The organism is Flintibacter muris (assembly GCF_943192995.1).
In the GTDB taxonomy this organism is placed as follows: Bacteria; Bacillota; Clostridia; order Oscillospirales; family Oscillospiraceae; genus Lawsonibacter; species Lawsonibacter muris.
Genome location: NZ_CALPCP010000001.1, coordinates 179,507 through 200,140, shown reverse-complemented (window position 1 = coordinate 200,140; position 20,634 = coordinate 179,507). Strand labels below are relative to the sequence as shown.

General features: G+C 52.3%; 19 protein-coding genes and 3 pseudogenes. 14 read left to right on the top strand and 8 right to left on the bottom strand.

The annotated features are described in order from the left end of the window. Positions 1-27: 27 nt before the first annotated feature. Positions 28-324, top strand: a pseudogene (locus NFS22_RS01150) (heavy metal translocating P-type ATPase); the annotation flags it as partial. Positions 325-408: 84 nt separating this feature from the next. On the opposite strand, the gene NFS22_RS01145 reads toward NFS22_RS01150, so the two are convergent. Next, positions 409-600: a helix-turn-helix domain-containing protein gene (locus NFS22_RS01145; protein WP_338147922.1), complete on the bottom strand. Its 192-nt coding sequence runs from the start codon at positions 598-600 to the stop codon at positions 409-411. A gap of 120 nt (positions 601-720) precedes the next feature. On the opposite strand from NFS22_RS01145, the pseudogene NFS22_RS23975 reads away from it, so the two are divergent. The 7 genes and pseudogenes from NFS22_RS23975 to NFS22_RS01115 form a co-directional block, all read left to right on the top strand. Beyond that, positions 721-838: pseudogene (locus tag NFS22_RS23975) on the top strand (FeoA domain-containing protein); the annotation flags it as partial. Between the two features lies 1 nt (position 839). Beyond that, positions 840-1,127 carry a FeoB small GTPase domain-containing protein gene (locus NFS22_RS23970; RefSeq protein ID WP_420908817.1) on the top strand — a complete coding sequence of 96 codons (288 nt, stop codon included), beginning with the start codon at positions 840-842 and terminating at the stop codon, positions 1,125-1,127. A gap of 40 nt (positions 1,128-1,167) precedes the next feature. Beyond that, on the top strand, positions 1,168-2,196 hold the full coding sequence (locus tag NFS22_RS01135; RefSeq protein WP_251315925.1) for a helix-turn-helix domain-containing protein: 1,029 nt from the start codon (positions 1,168-1,170) through the stop codon (positions 2,194-2,196). A 123-nt stretch (positions 2,197-2,319) separates the two neighbouring features. Beyond that, on the top strand, positions 2,320-2,580 hold the full coding sequence (locus tag NFS22_RS01130; protein WP_251315924.1) for a hypothetical protein: 261 nt from the start codon (positions 2,320-2,322) through the stop codon (positions 2,578-2,580). Then, a complete protein-coding gene (locus NFS22_RS01125) occupies positions 2,577-4,352 on the top strand; it encodes an ABC transporter ATP-binding protein (protein ID WP_251315923.1) in 1,776 nt (591 codons plus the stop codon). The genes NFS22_RS01130 and NFS22_RS01125 overlap by 4 nt, the downstream gene beginning before the upstream one ends. Beyond that, a complete protein-coding gene (locus NFS22_RS01120) occupies positions 4,349-6,079 on the top strand; it encodes an ABC transporter ATP-binding protein (protein WP_251315922.1) in 1,731 nt (576 codons plus the stop codon). Before NFS22_RS01125 ends, NFS22_RS01120 begins: the two co-directional genes overlap by 4 nt. A 106-nt stretch (positions 6,080-6,185) precedes the next feature. Continuing rightward, complete coding sequence (locus NFS22_RS01115; protein ID WP_251315921.1) at positions 6,186-6,536, top strand: DUF4368 domain-containing protein; 351 nt, start codon at positions 6,186-6,188, stop codon at positions 6,534-6,536. Between the two features lie 59 nt (positions 6,537-6,595). Here NFS22_RS01115 and NFS22_RS01110 read toward each other — a convergent pair whose 3' ends face one another. Next, the gene (locus tag NFS22_RS01110) at positions 6,596-7,216 is read right to left on the bottom strand and encodes a TetR/AcrR family transcriptional regulator (protein ID WP_251315920.1); all 621 of its coding nucleotides are present in this window, start codon (positions 7,214-7,216) and stop codon (positions 6,596-6,598) included. Between the two features lie 215 nt (positions 7,217-7,431). Here NFS22_RS01110 and NFS22_RS01105 point away from each other — a divergent pair, with 215 nt between their 5' ends. The 5 genes and pseudogenes from NFS22_RS01105 (at position 7,432) to NFS22_RS01085 (ending at position 13,490) form a co-directional block, all read left to right on the top strand. After that, positions 7,432-9,219, top strand: coding sequence for an ABC transporter ATP-binding protein (locus tag NFS22_RS01105; protein WP_251315919.1), 1,788 nt, complete (start codon positions 7,432-7,434; stop codon positions 9,217-9,219). Then, positions 9,213-10,958: an ABC transporter ATP-binding protein gene (locus NFS22_RS01100; protein WP_251315918.1), complete on the top strand. Its 1,746-nt coding sequence runs from the start codon at positions 9,213-9,215 to the stop codon at positions 10,956-10,958. Before NFS22_RS01105 ends, NFS22_RS01100 begins: the two co-directional genes overlap by 7 nt. 139 nt (positions 10,959-11,097) lie before the next feature. Next, positions 11,098-11,319, top strand: a pseudogene (locus NFS22_RS01095) (transposase); the annotation flags it as partial. Positions 11,320-12,001: 682 nt separating this feature from the next. After that, positions 12,002-12,586, top strand: coding sequence for a response regulator transcription factor (locus tag NFS22_RS01090; protein ID WP_251315917.1), 585 nt, complete (start codon positions 12,002-12,004; stop codon positions 12,584-12,586). Between the two features lie 16 nt (positions 12,587-12,602). After that, positions 12,603-13,490 (top strand): metallophosphoesterase, encoded by an 888-nt coding sequence (locus NFS22_RS01085; protein WP_338147921.1) that lies wholly within the window; start codon positions 12,603-12,605, stop codon positions 13,488-13,490. 217 nt (positions 13,491-13,707) lie between these two features. Here NFS22_RS01085 and NFS22_RS01080 read toward each other — a convergent pair whose 3' ends face one another. The 3 genes from NFS22_RS01080 to NFS22_RS01070 form a co-directional block, all read right to left on the bottom strand. Beyond that, positions 13,708-15,123: a relaxase/mobilization nuclease domain-containing protein gene (locus tag NFS22_RS01080; protein WP_251315916.1), complete on the bottom strand. Its 1,416-nt coding sequence runs from the start codon at positions 15,121-15,123 to the stop codon at positions 13,708-13,710. A gap of 61 nt (positions 15,124-15,184) precedes the next feature. Next, positions 15,185-15,490, bottom strand: a complete 306-nt coding sequence (locus tag NFS22_RS01075) for a hypothetical protein (RefSeq protein WP_160267480.1) — start codon at positions 15,488-15,490, stop codon at positions 15,185-15,187. Positions 15,491-15,567: 77 nt separating this feature from the next. Further along, a complete protein-coding gene (locus tag NFS22_RS01070) occupies positions 15,568-16,002 on the bottom strand; it encodes a hypothetical protein (protein ID WP_251315915.1) in 435 nt (144 codons plus the stop codon). 116 nt (positions 16,003-16,118) lie between these two features. On the opposite strand from NFS22_RS01070, the gene NFS22_RS01065 reads away from it, so the two are divergent. After that, on the top strand, positions 16,119-16,424 hold the full coding sequence (locus NFS22_RS01065; RefSeq protein WP_016320850.1) for a helix-turn-helix domain-containing protein: 306 nt from the start codon (positions 16,119-16,121) through the stop codon (positions 16,422-16,424). 43 nt (positions 16,425-16,467) lie between these two features. Here the strand turns inward: NFS22_RS01065 and NFS22_RS01060 are convergent, their stop codons facing one another. The 3 genes from NFS22_RS01060 to NFS22_RS01050 are packed head-to-tail and all read right to left on the bottom strand — an operon-like array spanning position 16,468 to position 20,222. Continuing rightward, on the bottom strand, positions 16,468-16,806 hold the full coding sequence (locus tag NFS22_RS01060) for a plasmid mobilization protein (RefSeq protein ID WP_251315914.1): 339 nt from the start codon (positions 16,804-16,806) through the stop codon (positions 16,468-16,470). Between the two features lie 2 nt (positions 16,807-16,808). Next, on the bottom strand, positions 16,809-18,023 hold the full coding sequence (locus tag NFS22_RS01055) for a DUF3849 domain-containing protein (protein ID WP_251315913.1): 1,215 nt from the start codon (positions 18,021-18,023) through the stop codon (positions 16,809-16,811). 60 nt (positions 18,024-18,083) lie between these two features. Next, the gene (locus tag NFS22_RS01050) at positions 18,084-20,222 is read right to left on the bottom strand and encodes a helicase-related protein (RefSeq protein WP_338147920.1); all 2,139 of its coding nucleotides are present in this window, start codon (positions 20,220-20,222) and stop codon (positions 18,084-18,086) included. Positions 20,223-20,634: the final 412 nt, after the last annotated feature.

Below are 20,634 nucleotides of genomic sequence, written 5' to 3'. Positions count from 1 at the left end.
TGAGTATTCTTAAAAAGAAACATTCATATGATTAGGAAGGGCATCAACGATTCCCCGGCGCTGTCCGAGGCCAATGTGGGCATTGCCATCAATGACAGCGCAGCTAGTGCCAGAGGGATCGTGGACATCACTATTGCGGCGGACGATCTCCATGAATTGGTCAGCCTGCGGCGAATTGCCGGTAATCTGACCAGGCGCATCCGCTCCAATTACCGCGTTGTCATGGGATTCAATGGCTCTCTGATTGCCCTTGGAGCCTTGGGCATTCTGCCTCCAGCCACCTCCGCCATGCTGCATAACCTCTCCACAGCCTGCGGAGCATGATGAATCTGCTGGAACCAAGCTGAAACGGTATAAGAAAACCGGCCCCATAGGGCAAGTCGTGGGGCACCGGTTTTCCCTATGCGGTCAGATCGGTTTCAGAGGACAATTCCCGCCAGCGGTATGTGCTTTGATTTTTTCAAAGGGTTCTTCGCTCAGATTGTGCTCCACCTTGCAGGCGTCCGCCGCTGTCTCCGGGGAGATGCCCAACTGAACCAAAACCTGTGTCAGCAGTAAAAATTCCTCCTTCCACGAAAGTCTCCGCACATGGGTTAGCATATTCTAATCACAAATGCGAGCTTTTTTGAAAAGGGTCTTGACATTGGCAGTTAGCGTCACTAAACTAAGACTGATTTTAAGGTTAGAGTACACTAACTGCATCCCGGAGAAGGTGAGAAAATGATGCCGCTGACAATAGCAAAGGCCAGGGGAGGCTGTCATGGTCCGCAAAATCTCCGGCAAGGACGAGGTGCGCCAGTATCTGGCGGTACTGGGGCTTGTGGTAGCCAGTGAGATTGATGGACATCAAGATTACCTTGTCGGGCAACCCTAACTGCAGCAAGACTACGTTACTCAATACTCTCACCGGCTCCAGCCAGTGCGTGGGCAACTGGTCCGGCGTGACCGTGGAGAAGTTGGAGCGGCCCAAGGAGGAATTGGAGAGCTGGTCGCCCAGAATCGTCAATGTGATTGAGAAAGACTATGCTGCCGGTTATCTCCGCAAAACGCCTATCACCCGCCTATTCAACTGGACCATGCGGACATTTCACATGGGCTTTATGCTTCATATTGAGTTTAGGGAATAACAGCAAATCACAGTTTGGTTAGAATGGAGATGACAGTTTTATGCCAACACAGAGCATTTTATCAGAAGTGTTTTATAAGAGCTATGGGCCAGAAACACGAACCTTGGCCCAAGAAGATGACTGTTCCATTTATAAGGTAGATAATGAAACCGGGGAAGGTGTTATGACCCGGTATCCTGTCCTGCCAGGGATGGAACTTCTTTACAACGACATTCATATGACTATCGTTCATGCAGACCAAAACAAACCGCCGTATGAAGATGTCATGGAGATCAATCACTGCCGGGAAGGGCGTTTCGAGTGTGAATTTTCCGATGGCGGCGCAGTTTACTTGGGTGTTGGGGATTTAGCGGTCAATATGCTGACCCATACAACCCGCGATTCCTGGTTTCCGCTGTCCCATTACCATGGAATTTCTGTGGTGATTGACTTGCGTGCCGCCCAAGATACTCTGCGCCAAATCAGCCAGGTTTTTGCCTGCAAAGAAATCAATCTTTACCAACTTCGGGACCGCTTATGTGGAGGAAACACTTGCTTTATTATACGGGCCACAGACGCGATACAGCATATCTTTTCTGAACTTTACGCTGCTCCATCTACCATTCGTAGTGAATACTGCAAGCTCAAAGTGCTGGAGCTGCTGCTGTTCTTAAATTCCGCTGATCTGCCAGCCCGCCGGGAAAAACGCACCTATGTTACCCGTACACAGGCAGATACCATTCGACAAATCCGGGCTTATCTGGTGGAACACTTGGATCGCCGCATCACCCTACCAGAATTGTCTGAGCGATTCAACATCCCCCTTACAGCGATGAAACAGAATTTCAAAACGGTTTATGGCGATACTATTGGTGCATACATACAATCCTACCGGATGCAAAAAGCCATGTGGCTTCTCCTGGAAACAGACCAGAGCATCGTCGAAATAGCGGGACAGGTAGGCTACCAGAATGCCAGCAAGTTTTCTGAAGTATTCCGGCAATTTGCCGGTGCCACTCCTACGGAGTACCGAAAAATTCCTCGTCCGATTGGAGCAGAATCCGTCCGGTTGGAGTGGAAAAAGGATTGATAATCCGCTATGATACACCGTGGAGCTTCCATTATGCAAATATGCGAAAGGATGCACCGTTTATGCGGTGCATTATTTCTTGGCCAAGAGTTAGATAATACTAACTAAAAAGGAGAACGAATCATGCCAAGGCAAACAGCACGGTATTTAGGGCGAAAACTTGCCGTGGTACTGCTGACATTATTTCTTGTTACATTATTGTCATTTCTTCTAATGCGACTATCGCCAGTCGATCCAGCAACAGCCTATGTCAAACGCCACTCCGCTATTGCTACGGAGGAACAGATTGAGGCCGCATGGATAGAACTGGGACTGGATAAACCACTACCAAGACGGGTGGCTGGCAAGAATTTTATATTCTCACGATTGGAGGGATATTTTTGAAGAAGCAATCCAACATGTCCCAGCTCATGGGCTACGCCGGAGGGCACAGGTATTTGACCTACCTGTCCCTGCTGCTGTCCGCCGTCAGCGCGGTACTGGCCCTGTTTCCCTTTGTGTTCCTGTTCCGAATCATCCGGGAGGTCATTGCGGTGGCCCCAAACTACGCCCAGGCTGCCCACATTGTCTGCAACGGTTGGATGGCGGTGGGCTTCGCTGTCCTGTCTATCCTGGTCTATGTCTGCGCCCTGATGTGCTCCCATCTGTCGGCATTCCGAATTGCCGGAAATATCCGCAAGGCGCTGATGGCCCACATTGCAGAGCTTCCGCTGGGTTTCATTGGAGAGATGGGCAGCGGGAAAATCCGCCGCATCGTCAATGACAGCAGCGCGGCCACGGAAACCTATCTGGCGCACCAGCTCCCGGATATGTCGGCGGCAATTACCACGCCGGTCTGCATGATCGTCATGCTGTTCCTGTTTGACTGGCGGTTTGGCCTGGCCAGCCTCCTGCCCATTGTCTTGGGCTTCGCCGCCATGTTCAAAATGGTGGGGCCGCAGATGGCAAAGGACATCAAGGAGTACCAGAACGCCCTGGCGGACATGAACAACGAAGCTGTGGAATATGTGCGGGGCGTTCCCGTAGTCAAAACCTTTGGGCAGACCGTCCACTCCTTCGCGCGGTTCAAAACCACCATCGACAACTATTACAAATTTGCCGTTGGCTACTGCAAGAAGTGCCGCGCGCCTATGCTGATGTATACGGTGTTCATCAACAGCGCCTTTGCGTTTCTTATTGTGCTGGCGCTGATCCTTGCGGGCGGCGGGCCGGTGACACAACCTATCCTGCTGAACTTTGTTTTCTATGTGATTTTCACGCCCATCATTGCCACGGCCATGTCCAAGGTCATGTATATGAGCGAAAACGGCATGATCGTTGCCGATGCGCTGTCCCGTATCCACTCCATTCTGGACGCGGAGCCTCTGCCTGAACCCCGCAGCGGCATGATCCCAACAGACAACGACATCACTCTCGAAAACGTGACCTTCCGCTACACGGGCGGGACAACAGATGCGCTCCATGACATGACCATCCGGGCGGGCGCTGGGGAAACTGTGGCCCTGGTGGGTCCTTCCGGCGGCGGCAAGACCACCGTGGCGGGGTTGATCTCCCGATTTTGGGATGTGGCTGGCGGTTCCATTCAGATCGGCGGCATCAATGTGAAGGACATCCCCAAGGAGACGCTGATGGACACCGTGGCCTATGTGTTCCAGGACAGCCGTCTGCTGAAAGCCTCCATTCTGGAAAATGTACGGCTTGCCAGGCCCAACGCATCCCGGCAGGAGGTGGAGCGGGTGCTCCATGACGCCCAATGCGATGACATCATCGCCAAGCTGCCCCAGGGCATCGACACGGTGATCGGCACCAAGGGCGTGTATCTCTCCGGCGGCGAACAGCAGCGCATTGCCATTGCCCGTGTCATGCTGAAGAACGCGCCCATCCTCATTTTGGACGAGGCCACCGCCTTTGCTGACCCGGAGAACGAGGCGCTGGTGCAGCGGGCCTTTGAGCGGCTCTCCAAGGGCAAGACCGTCATTATGATTGCCCACCGGCTGACCACCATCAAGAACGCTGACCACATCTTCGTGCTGCGGGAGGGTCAGGTGGAAGAAAGCGGGACCCACAATGCCCTTGTGGCTCGGGGCGGCCTCTATGCAAGGATGTGGCAGGATTATCAAACCTCTGTGAGCTGGAAGGTAGGTGCCGCGAAATGATCGATAAGCTGATGAAACGCTTTGCCCTCTCCCGTGAGGGGGCAAAGGGGCTGGTGCAGGCCACCGCTGCCTGCACCGTGGCCGACTTGGTGCTGATGTTCCCCGTAGGGCTTCTCTATATGCTGACCGGCGATTTCCTGGGTAGAGGCCAGCCCTCCGGCGAGTACGGGCTTTACGGCCTCGGTATTGCTGCGGCACTTGTATTGATCTGGCTCTCCGAGTTCTGGAAGTACAATGCCACCTACTTCTCCACTTACCGGGAATCCGGGGCCTGCCGTATCCGGTTGGCGGAGAAACTGCGGCAGCTTCCCCTCTCCTTCTTCGGCAAGAAGGACTTGGCCGACCTGACCAACACCATCATGGGAGATGTGCAGGTCACAGAGCAGATGTTCTCCCACTACGTCCCGCAGTTTTACGGCTCCATCCTCTCCACCTGCCTGGTAGCCGCCAGCCTGCTGTTCTACGACTGGCAGATGGCACTCGCCGCTCTGTGGGTGCTGCCGTTGGCGCTGGTGATTGTGGGATTTTCCAAGAAAGCGCAGAACTATTTTACCCGCAGGCAGACAGCCGCCAACTTGGCTGTGGCGGATGGTGTGCAGGAGTGCCTGGAGACCATCCGGGACCTGAAAAGCTGCAAGGCGGAGCGGGAGTACCTCGACGGCCTGAATCGAAAAATCGAGGCATTGGAGGTGCGGCACATCAAGAGTGAGCTGGGCGCGGCTATGTTTGTGGTTCCGGCACAAATGATCCTCAAGCTGGGCATCGCCTCAGTTGCGTTGGTTGGGAGTATGCGCCTGATAAGTGGGGAACTGTCCCTTGTGACCTTCTTCCTGTTCCTGCTGGTGGTTTCCCGTATTTATGAACCGATGAACTTCTCCCTGCAAAACCTGGCGGCGATGAACTCCCTGCAAATCAACATCGACCGTATGAACGAGATCAACGAAAGCCCGTCCCAGGGCGGCGAGGCGGACTTCTCCCCCAAGGGCTACGATATCACCTTTGACCATGTAGCCTTTGCCTATAACAGCGGTGAGACGGTGCTGAAGGATGTCTCCTTTACCGCCAAGCAGGGCGAGGTCACGGCTTTGATTGGTCCCTCTGGTGGCGGCAAGTCCACCGCTGCAAAGCTGGCAGCGCGGTTTTGGGATATAGACCAGGGCCGGATCACAGTCGGCGGCGTGGATGTGAGCAAGGTTGACCCGGAAAAGCTCCTGACCGCTTACTCCATCGTGTTCCAGGATGTGACGCTGTTCAACAACACCGTTATGGAAAACATCCGCATTGGCCGGAAGGATGCCACGGACGCGGAGGTCATGCAGGCGGCGAAGGAGGCCATGTGCGATGAGTTTATCGCCAAGCTACCCCAAGGCTATCAGACCATGATCGGGGAGAATGGCTCCACCCTCTCCGGTGGCGAACGGCAGCGCATCTCCATCGCCCGTGCGCTTTTGAAGGACGCTCCCATTATTCTGCTGGACGAGGCCACCGCCTCCCTGGACGCGGAGAACGAGACGGAGATTCAACAGGCTATCTCCCGGTTGGTGGAACGAAAGACGGTGTTAATCATCGCTCACCGCATGAGGACGGTTGAGAACGCCAACAAGATCGTGGTGCTGTCCGGGGGCACGGTGGCCGAGACGGGAACCCCAGATGAGCTGATGAAGAAGAACGGGGCGTTTGCCCGGATGGTCAAACTGCAAACTGAGAGTCAGAATTGGGTATTGTAATATAATGTAGCTGGATATAAAAAGCTGGGAGATAAATCAACTGCTTTCATCTCCCAGCTTTTCGTTTTGCTAAATTTACCCTTGACAAAAGCTCTCTGAAGATTCCGTGCTTGGGAAATTAAGCGACCTTCGTTTTCAAAAGCTCTTGGCGCAGTATGAAACAGAGCAGGCGGAGATTCAGCGGCTTGCGATTTCGCTGGAAAGGGAAATTGAAAATGAAGCGGGACAGATTGCCGATGTAGGGCGTTTCCTCCAGCTTGCCGACAGGTATTCCGACTTGCAGGAGCTTGACGCCGCCACGGTAAATGAACTGCTTGAAAAGATTGTAATCTACAGTCCGGAGAAGATCGGCGTGACGAAGCATGTCACGATTGAAGTCTACTTTACCTATGTGGGTAAAATCCGGATTCCACTTGCCAAACCGGAATTACTGACAGATACGGAAAAACCGGCGTGACCTCCGCATGGAACTTCGCCTAATATTGCGGGCCACTTCTTTTGTATATTGCTGGGGAATCATTGTACCAAGTTCAAGCCTTGTATGCCGCAAACAAAGAAATTGCACAGCTTTATGACATAAAAGCGGGCGTCCTCCCGGCTCATATCATGCCGGATCGGTTCAAATAGGGCCGTATAAAAGGAGTGCGTCAGCATATGCAAGACTTTCAGCATAACATCAAAATTGCCGATGTTCTCTTTCCGCATCTCTGCAAATTGCTCCAAAAATCCGCTGTTGATGCTTGTCACTTTCTCAATCATTGCAACATATCGAGAACCCTCCAAACACCCCATAGCAAGTTTGAACGTATCAGCATGGTCATAGATATAATCCATCATTTCGATGTAGACCGCATTGGGGTCTGCTGAAAAGTGAGGGACGCTCATGGCACCTTTATGTTCAGACCAGAATGTATCTCCAAATTTTTGATATAAGTCGATAAATCCGTCAACAACAGGCTCGACAATTGCGTCGAACAATCCCTCCTTATTCGGGAATCTGGTATAGACCGCTCTTGGACTGGTATCTGCTTTTTTAGCGATCTCCCGTATAGATGCGTTTTGAAATCCCTTTTCTAAAAATTCCTCTTTCGCACAATCCAGTAATCGTGCGGATACGCCTATAATCCGCTTTGGCACAGTGAACGAACCTCCCATACATCCATTGAAACAGTGTTGTGACTTTTCCCATTGTAGCCGATAAACTTCTATTGTGTCAAGAAAAAATAGGGCTTGACAGAGTTGGAGATAGAGCGTACAATACGCATTGAAACGACGTTTCAATATAGGCGTCGTTTTATTTCAACACGATGGTTAGATTTTGCTAACCGCAAAGCAGACGGGAGGTATTGACGTTGAAAAAACAAAATGTGCTGGGACGATTATTCGGCTACATGGGTAAATTCAAAATCACAATGGCACTCTCTATGATTATGGCGGCGTTCTCTGCCGTGGTCAATTTAAGTGCGTTTGTGTGTGTTTACCATGTCGCAAAGGAGATTGTCCAATCGTGGGGAGACTTTTCCGCTCTGAATCAAGCCTATTTAACCGAATTGGGCTGGCAGGCGGTCTTTCGGATTTCTATGGCCTTTGGGACTTATGGTATGGCATTGCTGTTTTCTCATATCACAGCCTTTAACACCGTAGCGAGGATAAGAATTAGCCTGATTGAACACATCGGCCAGCTCCCGTTAGGCTATCATTCTATCAATCCCAGTGGCAAACTGAGGAAGATCATCGAAAAGAACACGGACAATCTGGAGACCTTGATTTCCCACCACATACCGGATTTTGTCCAATCCGCGGTACTGCCCATCGCTTTTCTGGCGTTCATGTTCCTATACGATTGGCGGCTGTCCGTGGTGTGCCTGATACCGATTCTGATTGGCTTTATTCTTCTTGCCTCCATGCTGAAGGGGGAGAGCGAGGGCTTTGTCCAGCAGGTGCAGACTGCCGGAGAGGACATAGGCAACGCGGCCACAGAGTATGTGCGCGGGATTTCTGTTGTCAAAACCTTCGGGCAGACGGCAAGCTCTTTCCAACGCTACAAAGCGGCGGTGAAAGAATACGCAGACTTTATGACAAAATATTCTTTCTCTATGGAAAATGCGTTCAGCGCCTACAACACGATCATCAATGGAATCTTTTTCTTCCTGATACCGGGCGGGATTATTCTGTTCAACCTTGGCAAAGACCTTGAGCGTACCATCCTGACCTTTATCTTTTTTGCTGTGCTGATTCCTCTTGTGGTTACGATACTGACAAAAATCATGCACAGCTCGTCAAACCTGATGATTGCAGAAGCCTCACTCGTGGCGATTGACAAGATTCTCAGTGAAAAGCCGCTGCCAACGGCGGTGCGGCCAGGAACACCCAATGGGTACAGCATCGTCTTGGATCATGTTTCCTTTGCGTATGAGGCGGGCGCAGACAAAGCCCTTGATGATGTTTCCCTTGAAATTAAACCGGGAACGATCACCGCTCTGGTTGGCGAATCCGGCGGCGGAAAAAGTACGATTGCCAATCTGATCGCCCGTTTTTGGGACACCCAGGCTGGCACAGTCAGAATTGGCAATGTCGATGTGAGGGATATGGACTATGAAGAATGGATGAAACAGGTCAGCATCGTATTTCAAGATACCAACCTGTTCAAAATGTCCATCCTGGATAATGTCGCGTTCTATAAGCCAGGAGCCACACGGGAAGAAGTGCTGCGGGCCTTGCATCTGGCACAGTGCGATGACATTCTGGAGAAGCTACCGAATGGCGCAGACACCGTGATCGGGACAAAGGGCGTGTATCTTTCTGGCGGCGAAATGCAGAGGATTACGCTGGCCCGCGCCATTTTGAAAGACGCTCCTGTGGTGCTGCTGGACGAGGCCACGGCCTTCGCGGATGCAGAGAATGAGCATCTGATTCAAAAGGCATTGGACGAATTGCTTCGGGGGAAAACGGTGCTGATGATTGCGCATCGCCTGTCCACGGTCATCCATGCCAATCAGATTTGCGTACTGGAGCATGGCAAAATTGTGGAGCGCGGAACGCATCAGGAGCTTTTGAAGGCCAGCGGCATCTATGCCCATATGTTTGAGGAATACCAGAACAGCATTTCATGGAAGATCGGAGGGGCTGCGGTATGCTGAAAAAGATACTTCATTTAAGCGATCAAGGCGCTCGGACAATCAAAGAAGCCAGTCTGTGGCTCACGTTGTTTAACCTTGCCACGCTTTTGCCTGTGATTCTGCTGGCCCTGATTGCGGATGAAATGATAACGAACTATTTTGACGGAGGCCGGAGCAGCATTTCCCTTTGGGGGTATTGGGGAATCGCGCTTGTGATTCTGGCAGTCATGTTCCACACCTATAAAGTCGCGTACCACAAGGAATATCTGACTTCCGGGGAGGAAGATATGCGGCTCAGAATGGTTTTGGCTGACAAGATACGGAAACTGCCCCTGTCCTATCTTGGAAAGCGGAATCTAAGCGATTTAACCTCCATCATCATGGATGATGTCACCACGCTTGCACACATCCTGTCCCAAACGGCAACGGAGTTAATCAGCGGGTTTCTCACAGGCATTGCTGCCGTGGTTATCCTGGCCTTTTACGATTGGCGGCTGGATATCAGTCTGGCCGCGTGCCTCCCTATCGTTGCTGGCGTCATGGCATTGAGCAAGCTGATTTCAGAGCGGACAAACAAAAAGAACAAGCAGAGAAAGCTGGAGGTCAGCGACAGCTTGCAGGAATACCTGGAAAATATCAAAGTCCTGCGCACAGCGGAGAAAATGAGAGACTATCAAAGGCAGGTGGCCAGGAAAATCAAGCGGGTCATTCCTGGACTGATTCTCTATGAACTGCTGGCGGGCCTCACTATTGCAATTTCCTACAACATCATGCGGATTGGGCTGGGTTTTGTCATCATTGTCGGCTCCACAATGCTGATTGCGGGAAAAATCAGCTTGGTTAAATTCCTGTTGTTCCTCTTTGTGGCGGTCAGGGTCTATGAGCCGCTGACAAGCGCGTGTGAAAATTTGGGAGAGCTTATATCCGCTCTTGTCAGCACAGGCAGGATTCATGATCTGTTGGCCTATCCAGAGCAGACCGGGCAGGAGGGTGTTGCGCCGCAGGAATTTGATATTTCCTTTGACCATGTGAGCTTTGGCTACAACGATGAAGATGTGTTGCACGATGTTTCTTTTACGGCGAAGCAGGGAGAGATCACGGCGCTTGTCGGGCCGTCCGGGTGCGGAAAAAGTACGCTTTGCAAATTGGCCGCTCGTTTTTGGGATGTGCAGCGGGGTACAGTTTCCATTGGAGGCATGGACATAAATGGAATTGCTCCGGAAACTTTGCTGAAGAACTATTCCATTGTATTTCAAGATGTCGTTTTGTTCAACGATACCATTTATAACAACATCAAGATTGGCAAAGAGGACGCGACACGAGAGGAAATCATTGCGGCGGCAAAGCTGGCGAGGTGCGATGAATTTATTCAGCGTCTGCCCCAGGGATATGACACGGTGATTGGGGAGAACGGCAAAACATTGTCCGGCGGTGAACGCCAGCGGTTGTCTATCGCCCGTGCCTTTCTGAAAGACGCTCCTATTATCCTGCTGGATGAAAGCACGGCATCCATCGACCCGGAGAATGAAACGAAAATCCAAGAGGCCATCGGCAAACTGATTCAGAACAAGACCGTCCTGATTATCGCCCACAAGCTGCGGTCAATCGTAGAGTGCGACAAAATCGTTGTCCTGCAAGAAGGGCGTTTGGTGGAAACGGGTACGCATGATAAGCTGATGGAGCAGCCGGGATTATACCATAAGCTCTACTCCCTGCAAAATGAAAGTTTGGAATGGACTGTTACAACACAGTCAGAATAATCACGCATAAAGAAAGGATTTACAAAAATGGCAAAGCAGAATAACTCAACTCATTTGAACGGCAAAGAGGATGTTTCCCGCGAACTGGGGCTTGGCGTTGACATTTCAGCGCGCATCAAGCCCGAGTGGGAAGTCTTGCCAAAACTGGACTCGTATCCGCACCAACAATGTCATGGAACGGCTCAACCGGGAGATCCGCCGCCGTACCAGAGTAGTGGGCTGCTTCCCGGATGGCAATTCTGCTTTGATGCTGGTCTGTGCCAGGCTCCGCCATGTAGCTGGCACCCAGTGGGGCAACAAGAAGTACATGAATATGAAGCACTTAGAGGCCTCTCTGGGGGATGCCTCTATTGCTGGCTGATTTTATTCGCCAGAGCCTGCAAACTATTTTGCGCATACCCGCTTCTTTTCATAAAAAGTACTTCTCTTGTTTTTATACTAAATTCATGATATAATATAAAAGCCACTTTTCTATTGTTGCATTTTGATTAAATGGCGAACGCGGTGTAATGTATTAATGAGTATTATTTTTTCAGATATAACTATTGAGACATTTGTAAAGTTACTTAAAGAAAGTAATAATCCAAGCCTAATATGTGGTAATGGGTTAAGCATAAACTTTGAACCCAGTCTTTCTTTAAAGCGATTGGGTGAAACCATGCATTCAACGCATACATATATAATGACTTTTGCTTTTCTGGTTATAAGCCAAAGTGCAGCAATCAAAGTCGATTGCTGCACTTTAGTCATGTTCCGAACGGTCATTTGGTTGTTGTCCTTGTGCGGGGTGGGCCTTGCGGCTCCGGGGTTTTGCAGGAATATTAACGCTTGGAGAACTGGGGGGCGCGGCGGGCGGCCTTCAGGCCGTACTGCTATCGTTTTAGCGCCGTTTTTCCTTGATTTTACGGGCTTTTTTGAGGTAGCGGGCCTCGGTTGTCCTACCCCTTAACCCAATCAATCACAAACGTTCTCCGCAAGGTCAGATGGGCGAAGTGCCTGGTTCACCACATCGAAAAGTTCTTCGGGCTTATTATACTTGACCTTTGCATACGCTTTTTTCAAAAAGTCTGGCGATTGTATTATCTGATTTCCCTGATATTGAGGAGTTCTCCAGCACAAATGATGTGGAGCATATCGCTGAAATTGTAGAGAAAAGCCAGCCGGATATTTTGCTGGTAGATATTAACCTGGGACATTCAGTGCAAGAAGATGGATTATTTCTTACGAAGCAGCTATTAGGGCGATTTCCGGAGCAAAAGATAGTCATTCTTTCTGGGTATGATCTGCCGGCTTATCGCAGGGAAGCCCAAAAAATTGGAGCCAAAGGCTTTGTTAATAAAGAAGTGGAACCAGAGGAACTCTTTCAAATTCTTTGCAGCATTCAATCTGGAATGACACATTTCCTATCTGAAAATGTGATGCTTGAGGATCTAACGGTCAGCGAGAAACAAGTGCTGCGGATGATTGCAGGCGGCCACAGAAGAAAAGAGATTGCTATGCAGCTTCATCTAAGTGAGAGAACGGTTTCAAATCATCTGCAACATATTTTTGAAAAACTGCAAGTTGCTTCTTCGGTAGAGGCTGTGACAAAAGCGATACAGTTGGGGTATCTCTCTCCGATCAGTTAAAGCAAGGAAATGATACATGGAGGATAATGAAGTCATGAAAAAAATCCGTTTCAATCGGCGCTTGCTTTTCTATATCCTGATTGCGGTGCTGTTTGTTTTGACCACATGGACAATATGGGGCAATACAGCATTGATGGTGAGCACCACTACAATTTCCAGCAGTCGAATCCCGGCTTCATTTTCTGGATTTCGGATTGCTCAGGTGTCCGATCTTCATAATGCTGAATTTGAAGAAAATAATGAACGGCTGTTGGAATTGCTGTCCAAAACTGAGCCGGACATCATTGTGATAACCGGCGATTTGGTGGATGCGCAGCATACCAATATTATCACCGCCCTTGACTTTGCCAAAGAAGTGGTTCGGATTGCTCCGGCCTACTATGTCACAGGCAATCACGAAGCCAGCCTATCCCAATATTCTACTCTCAAAGCTGGCCTTGAAGCGGGGGGAGTAGTCGTACTCGAAGATGAAGCGATACAGTTAGAGCGTAAAAGTGAAGCCATTACATTGATCGGACTTTCTGATCCAAACTTCACAATCAGAGGGGATATGTTTGGAGAAGTCCCTGCTATGGTCAGCACAAAATTAAACAGCCTGACGGGTGATGAAAACGGTTATACAATTTTGCTTTCGCACAGGCCGGAATTGTTCGATGCCTATGTAAGCTGTGGTGTCGATTTAGTTTTAAGTGGTCATGCACACGGCGGACAGTTTCGTTTGCCGCTGATTGGTGGGCTGGTTGCTCCCAATCAGGGACTTTTCCCAAAGTACGATGCTGGCCTGTATACAGACGGCGGCACAAACATGGTTGTCAGCCGTGGCCTTGGAAACAGCATTATACCGATCCGTTTCAATAATCGGCCAGAGATCGTTTTGGTGGAGCTTAGTAACCGGAACAGTTGAGGGATAATAGATAGCGAAGGCCGGAGAAACGGGCAAGCAGGGCATGATGGTCCCATCATGCGAAAAATGAACGCCCCGCCTCCCGGCGAGACGTTCATTTTGCTTGTTGGTGGCAGCGCCCCCAAGCCCCCTTGAACATCCCCGTGCCGGGGCTGGCTGCGCGTTCCTGCGGAACGCTTTTTGTCGGGCCTGCGGCCCTCCGGGATGATGGAAACGGTCAGCGTTCTTCCTGGCGATCCACTTCCATATCCGTTTCCGATTTGTCATAGCCCATCAAGCGGTCCACGTTGGCCTTGACCGTCAGCAGCTCCTTCATCTCGTCCCTTGCCCTGCGGTAATCAGCATAGGCGGATTTTTTCTCGGCCAGAAGCGCGGCATACTCCGCTTGCAGTCTCTTGACCGTGGGGAGTTTTTTCAGCCCCAGCCCGTCAAACGCTTTCTTTGCCGCCTGATGCAGCAGTATCTCGCTCTCATGCTCGGCCTTGAATTTTTTCGAGTACCCGGCCTTGCGGTAGGCCACATACACATCGCGGGTCTTGGAGTAGTTGATGATGTGCGTTTTCAACACGGCGATCTCGGCCATGCGCCGCTCCGCCGCCTTGATTTTTTCGGACAGGCCGTTGTAACGCTCGGTGGCCGCAGCCGCTTTTGCCGCGAGGTCGGCGTAGTCCAACAGTCCATGCTCCGTCAGATAATTCATGGTTTGCGCCATCTGCTTTAAGTTGAACACGCTGGCCCACCGCGCATATCCAGCACCCTTCCCGGCCTGGAGCTTCGCTTGAATATCCACCAGCAGATTGACCTTCGGCGGATCTGCGCGGTGGACCTTTTTTGTGCTGGGCGTGTGCGTCCGTTCCCCGGAGAGGACGGCCAGCAACGCAGAAATATCGTACTCCGCACCCAAGCTGGCCCCATCAAGCCGGACGAAATTTTTCTGTCCCGGCGCTCTTAGCCGGATAAATTTTCCCCGTGGCGATACCTCAATGCCTGCCTCTCCCAGCAGCTTCAGCAGCTCGTCCAGGTCAGCGGGCTTTTTTGCGAGGGCATCATCTATCGCCATGCGAAGCCGGTCCCGGTGGCAGGGCGGCTTACTGCCCAGCCACTTGTTGTAGCTCTTGCCCCGGCGCTTGGGATTGGCCACAATAGAGTATCCGTTTTCGATACAAATGGTATCGTTCAGCCGCCGTACCGCCCTCCCGGAACCGAGAAAGTCCCGGAATTTTCGGGTACAGTCCAAGGTTGTGGAGTTCCAAATGATGTGGTTATGGATATGTGCTTTGTCAATGTGGGTGCAGACAATAAAAGCGTGGTTGCCTTTGGTGAAGCGCCGCGCCAGCTCACAGCCCAGGCGGTTGGCCTCCTCTGGGGTGATCTCGCCAGGAACAAAGGACTGCCGGATGGTATAGGCAATCACATCATCGGCCCCGCGCCGCCTGCCGGTCTTGGCGAGGTACTGCCGCTTGGAGAACAGAAACTCCGCATCCGCGATCCGGCTGTCGCATTGGTAGCTGGAGATCAGCCTGCCGCCGTCCGTTTTTTCTGGATTCTCCACATAGTCGATGATGTCTTGAATGGCCTTGCCCACAGTCCGGCCCTTGCCTATGTGCAGAGGCATAATGCGGGTGGTTGCCATTGGCGGTCCCTCCCTTCAAAAGAAACGGCCCGCGATTGGCGGACCGTTTTAGACTGTATATTCAGTTTTCACCGCACCGTTCGGCCATCGCCTCGCCCATGCGCCGAATATCCACATCCTCAGAGGGCAGAAGCTCCCGCTTGTAGCCTCCGGTGAGCTTGTACCCCTGGTATTCCTCGTACCGGGAGCGCAGCACATCCCGCAGATGCTCCGGGGTTTGGCACAGCCGGGAAGTCACCCACTCGCTGTCCTTTTTCCTGCTGTCCCAATCCACCACCAGATAGCCTTGGCTGGAAGTCAGCACCTCACAGGCTTTGTCCTCGGCCAGATAGTCCTGGAATACAGCTAACACTTTTTCATAGGTCATAATGAACACCTCTTAAATTTGATTTGATACCAGCATAGCGGCATGGACGATTTTTTGCAAGGATGCGGCCCTGCCGTTTATTCCCGATGTATCGGAAATTGAAAAATGATTTTCTGCTTGCGCTTCGCAAAGTCCAGTGTTTTCGCCGCCCCACCCCACCCATGCGTGACGCCGGAGATCACCACATCGCTTTCCTGGACCATCCACTCGTTTCTCCTGACAATGGCGTAACGGGGCGGCACATTCTCCAACGGCGGGTAGGTGGTGCTGTCATAGCGGGAAAGGTCAGCGTCCCGGTTGAGGTAGGCCAGCACCAGGACCGCTTCAATGCTGGGATAGGTGGCCTTTTGCCGTCTCACCGCCGCCGCTGCCAGACTGTCAAAGTCTCCGTAGCCGCCGAGATAAAATGTAGCCGCGCCGCCCTCAATCAGCGATGGGAGTATTATATCCAACCATTTGGAGATTTCGCAAGCCTGATATATTTTGCTGTGTCCGCAAAAGGTTACGATCATCCGCATCGCCCCCAATACTTTTGTATTTCGCTTTTATTATACGAGAAAAATTATTAAAATGCAACGATTTGTAAAAGTATAATTAGCGAAGAATACAAGCACAGGGGGCGAATGTGTTGAAAGATATTCTTACCGTCATTACAGCGAACAGGGAGGCACGAGGATGGACAGAATATCAGCTTGCCGAGCGTTCCGGCCTGCCGCAGTCTACAATTTCCTCCTGGTATCGAAAGAACATGATCCCCACAGTTCCCTCACTGGAAAAGATATGTCATGCGTTTGGTATCACCTTATCCCAACTCTTTGCAGAAGGTGAATCGCCGGTATCGCTGACCGAATCGCAGGCGGAGCTGCTGGACCGCTGGGCAAGGCTGGATGAAAAACAGCAGGCTGTGATTTTCCAGCTTCTCGACATTATGTGATAATAATTTGAGAGGGTGGTCCATAGGGCTGTCCTTTCATTGTTTATTGGAGTTTTGCCAACGAGGTTAAAATTTTCTGCGCCGCATCCCACAGGCTGTCATAGCTTTGCCGCAGTTCGTCCAGATCAGCGTCATAGAACCGGCCCGTCTCATGTACCCGGCGCGTAAGCTGATTGAGGTTATTGCTGGACCGCCGCAGCAGTGAGACCATCTCCCGCAGCTCCGGCAGTTCCAGATTTATCACAAAACCGTCAATCGCCATTTTTCGGAGGTATGCCGCCATGTTGCTGGTGCCGAGCTGGGCCATCTTCTGCTCAATCAACGCCCGTTCCTCCGGCGTGACGCGGAATTTTAGCTGTACCTCCCGCTCTAAATTCGCCATGCCTACCGCTCCTGGTCCTTGGCCTTACTCTTGGCGGGCGGCTTGGGCGTATCGGCGGCGGGCTGCTCCTGCAACTTCTTCCGCACCGAGGGTCTGCGCAGGATCAACTTTTGAAAGCGGTCCTCATCCTTGGAGATCAGCGCAAACGTCCCTTTGCGGCCCTCCAGCCCGGAGAGAGAAAGGGTCTGGAAGGGCAGCATCGCCATAAGGCGGTCCGTGTCCTTAGTTCCAGCCCTTGCCAGGAAGTCGGGGGAGACCTGGACCATGTAATGGGTCCCATTGGGACTGTTCGGCTCCTGGGCGGCTTGGAATCGTTCCAGGATATAAGTAGCCTCCGCCTTGATGTCAGCCGCTTTGAGGGGCTGTCTCAGCAGATGCTCATGCCGCGCTTTGCTGACGAACATATCCAGGAGGCCGGGGTGACTGCGCGTAATCAGAAAAGACATATCCCGTCTCCCGTTTTCAAATGCAACGGGGATTGTCTGCGCCCAATCCTTATTAGAGCGGGAAACGCGCCCATCCCCGCCCTGGGTCTGCACAGTGTTCGCCAGCACATAGAACATCCTCTCAAAGCCAAACTGCTTCACCACATCCCGCACCGCCGCCTCCGCATTAAAGCGGTTGTCATAGTAGTGGCTGGTGATAGCCTGCTCAATCGCCTCTTTGCAGGCGATATTGGCGCGGTTGGACGCAAGGTGCTGTTTTTGTTCGCCGTGCTGGTATGCGTACTGAAAAGATTCCTTGTAAACCGGGGTCTTATCCATTTTAACCGTCTCCTTTTTAGGTTTTACAGAAGATTTCTGGCGCGAAGCAGACTTTTGCTGTGCCAGCTCCTGAAGGTCCTTCCGCACCAGATCAATGAACAGGTCCACCTTGGCAGGGTGACTTTCCAGGGTGCAGCTCTCCCGGCCGCTGGCGATTCCATACAGCGGCACGGTGTTGGCCCAGCTTGCGTTGTGGCCGGAGAATCGGTTATCAATATTCCTTTCACGGACCGTATAAGCCAGAATGAACGCTACCCTCTCCAGCCCAAACTGTTTCAGAACGCCCTTGGCAGAATCGTTGTCAAAATTCATCCCATCCCAATTATCAAAGATGGCATCATCAATGGCACACTTGCACTCAGCCAGAGTTTTAAGCGACGCCCGGTACTGCTCCAATTCGCCGTGTTCCCGTGCGTAAGTGATGGGGTATGGGTAGATCGGTGTTTGATTCATTTTAATTCCTCCATTCCATAAGCAAAGTCAGGCGGAGCTGCCCCCGCCTGACTTTCCACGTCACCGCTCTTGGCGGTGGTCTTTCGGTTTGTCTGTTTTCTGTTTGGGCGGGACAGGCCGCTTCAATCCCTCCAGCACTGAGGGGCGGGCGTCCTTGGCCAGACGCTGCTCACCAGCCTGGGCAGGCCCATCCTCTATCCCCAACTGCGCGTTCAGTTCTGCCAGCCGTGCGCTTTTCTGCTGAAGCTCCGCCTCCTGGGGGAAGGGCTTGCCGATCTCGCCTTGAATCTCTTTCATCTGCTGGTGCAGATTGTCAAGCTGGGAGTGCAGCACCGTCACCCGCTCCGGCATTTTATTCAAGGTGTGGTCGATGCGGAGAAGATTACCTAAAACATCCTCTCCCAATTCGGCGCGGTGGGTCATCTGGCCTTTGAGTGTCAGAACGAAAGTGCGCCCGAAGTCCTCCACGGACAGGGCCATAGAGAAGCCGCGATAATTCCCAATCTCGACCGGCTCCCCCGGCTTGATGCCCTTGCGGATTTCCGCAATCAGGGCCTTGCCCGCCTCCACCTTGTCCGTGTAGGTCTGGTCCCCGATCTCCATACCGGCAAACCCCTGCTTGACCTCCACAGCGGCGGTCTCCGCAGCGGGCGCGGCAGGGGCGTCCGGCTGTTCCCCGTCAGGCTGGGGCGGCGCGGCAGTTTTCACAGGCACCATCGGATGGGGATGCTCCGCCAGCGTTTTCATGTCGGCCTCCAGCCCCGCGATAAAGCCCTCGTTTTCCTTGATTTTCTCAGGGAACCGTTTCAGAAGATCGTCCTCCATGCGGTACTGATGGCTCTGGTGGTCCGCTTTGAGCAGCCGCAGGCGGGCCACGTCAATGTCCAGGTCCATCTTCTCCTTTATCAGCGGATTTCCGGCGCACAGGGCCTTGATCTCCGCATAGGAGAGGGCGGTCTCGTCCACGTCCTCGCAGGAGCGCACCGGGGATTTTGAGGTCATAATCTGCGAAATGAATTTCTGCTTGTTCTCCACCGTCTGCCAGAGGTAGGAATCAAACGTCCCCTCCGTGACATAGCGGTAAATGTGTACCGTAGGATTCTTATTGCCCTGGCGGACAATCCGCCCCTTGCGCTGCTCCAAATCTCCCGGTCTCCAGGGACAGTCCAGGTCGTGCAGGGCGATCAGCCGGTCCTGGACGTTCATTCCCGCGCCCATTTTGAAGGTGCTGCCCATGAGGACCCGAACGCGCCCGGAGCGGACCTTTGCAAACAACTCCTTCTTCTTGGCATCGGTATTGGCATCGTGGATGAAAGCAATCTCCCGCTCCGGGATGCCCATAGCAACGAGTTTACTACGGATGTCCTCATAGACGGAAAAGGGCGCGTCCGGCTTGATGTCCTCCAGCAGATTGCCCAGGGCGTGCAGCTCCGTCCCTCCCGCTACCTTGTTTCCCGCCGCCATAGCGGTTCTGTCCCGTGTAGCGGCGGCAGCGGCCTTTGGGGTAGACAGGTCGCAGAAAATGAGCTGGGTCAGCTTGTCCGCCTGCCCGTCCTCCCAAATGCGGAATACGTTTTCCACACACATATTGACCTTACTGGCCGGATTGTCGGGAAAAAGCGGGTTAATCAGCCGCTGGTCAAGACCCAGCTTGCGCCCATCGCTGGTAATCTTCAGCATATTGTCGATTTTGGGGTTTACCTGTCCCGTATGGACGGCGGCGGCGCGGTCAGATAATTCCCGGACCAACTGCTTCTGTTCCTCTGAGGGCAGGGCCTTTTCTGTATGATATTCCACCTCCGGCACGGGGAGATGGAGCTGATCGGCGGTCTTGATGTCGGCGGTCTCGCGGAACATAGCCATCAGCTCCGGCAGATTGTAGAATCTGGCAAAGCGCGTCCGGGGGCGGTATTTCCCCTCCGGGGCCAGTTCTACCTTTGTCACTGTTTCACCAAAAATGGAGGCCCAGCTATCAAAGTGGGTCAGACTGTAATGCTTTCCCCGGCTGTCGGTGAATCCCTTTTCCAAAAGGTCCTGCTGTAAATACCGCTGCATGGTAAATAACTCGGTCATGGAGTTGCTGACCGGGGTTCCAGTGGCGAACACCACGCCGCGCCCGCCGGTGATCTCGTCCATGTAGCGGCATTTCAGCAGCATATCGCTGGACTTCTGCGCATCGGTGGTGGAAAGCCCCGCCACGTTCCGCATTTTCGTGTAGAGGAACAATGGTGATAGGTAACACTTTGAAGTAATCTCCGCGGTTTCCCCCACCTCACGCCGGGCGTGCAGCTTTCACCGCACCCGGCCTACCATCAAGTTGACTTACTTTCTACTGATTTCAATACTGCCGTACCCTCGCGGAATACAGCGCACTTACAAATTTCACATTTTTAATTTCTTGCGGTAATTCTCGATTTTGCGTACCGTCTTGGCGTTCATGCCAGACGGAATGGGACTGTTGTGTACCATGCGGTGGCACGATTCACATAGCCATGCCAAATTAGGAACTTTGTTGATTCGTTCGATGGGAAGTTTATTGTTTACGTGATGACAACGCTTAGGAACATCTTCCGAAAAAGTCCTGCCGCAACACTTGCATTTGCCCTTATCC